Consider the following 1,135-nt stretch of genomic DNA (forward strand, 5'->3'; position numbering starts at 1 on the left):
ATAGCTGCATTTACAAAGAAAGCCAAGTTCAGGGCAATTGTACTATCGATTAAATTGTATTTCAAAGCTTGCTTAATTCCGGCAACACTTCTGTCGAATTTTCGAGTTTGCACCAGTGAAGAATGCAGGTATAAATTGTGTGGCATAACCGTGGCTCCAATAATTCCTATTGCGATATATAGTGCAGCCGAATTGGGCATTGAAGGGATTAAACCATACATCACTTTGCCCATTTCTGGTTGCGCAAAAATCATTTGAAAAATAAAGGAAATTCCAATAATTGCAACCAATACAATAATAAAAGCTTCCATTTTTCGGATGCCTTTGTTAATTAGAAAAAGCAATAAAAAGGTATCTAAAACGGTAATCCAAACAGCAGTAATCAGCGGGATATCAAATAATAAATTGATCCCGATAGCCATTCCTAGTACTTCGGCAAGATCACAAGCGGCAATGGCTACTTCGGCAAGAAAATAAAGAATGTAATTAATCGGTTTCGAATAGGTTTCTCGTGAAGCTTGTGCCAAATCGCGTTGCGTCACAATCCCTAATCTGGCACTCAAACTTTGTAAAAGCAAAGCCATCATATTACTCATTAGTAAAACCCAAAGTAAAGCATATCCAAACTGACTTCCGCCAGCTATATCCGTGGCCCAATTTCCAGGATCCATATACCCCACGCTTATCAAATAAGCAGGTCCAAAAAAGGCAAGAATTTTTCTAAAAGTCGAGGTTTTATTTTGTGTAGCTACCGATTGGTTTACTTCTTCTAAAGATTTGCTCATAGCCGAAATTGAATTATTAAGACAAATATATACAAAAATATTTTGTTTGAGTAATTATTTTTTTAGATTTGTCTAAAAATTAATTTACCCAAATGAAATATTTATTTTTATTATTAACAATATTCGCTTTTAGTACTCTATTTTCGCAGAATACGGCTTCTATATCTGGCAGAATTACTGTTGAAAATAAGGAAATGCAACAAGCAACTATTGAAATACTAAAAACCAAGTACAAAACCCAAACCGATAGTTTAGGGATTTATAAAATAGACAATATTCCTGCGGGAAATTATAAATTTCAGATTTCATCTCTTGGCCTGAAAACCATATCCAAAAACATTATTCTAAAA

Annotated in this window: 2 protein-coding genes; one reads left to right on the plus strand and one right to left on the minus strand. The window is 34.1% G+C overall.

Translation table 11 applies throughout. From position 1 onward, the window contains the following. Positions 1-785 (minus strand): Nramp family divalent metal transporter (locus EKL98_RS16820; RefSeq protein ID WP_199740751.1); only part of this gene is annotated, 785 nt, incomplete at its 3' end. Positions 786-877: 92 nt separating this feature from the next. Between EKL98_RS16820 and EKL98_RS16825 the strand changes: the two genes are divergently transcribed. Further along, positions 878-1,135 (plus strand): carboxypeptidase-like regulatory domain-containing protein (locus EKL98_RS16825; protein ID WP_148104464.1); only part of this gene is annotated, 258 nt, incomplete at its 3' end.

The sequence above is a fragment of the Flavobacterium bomense genome (assembly GCF_003970355.1).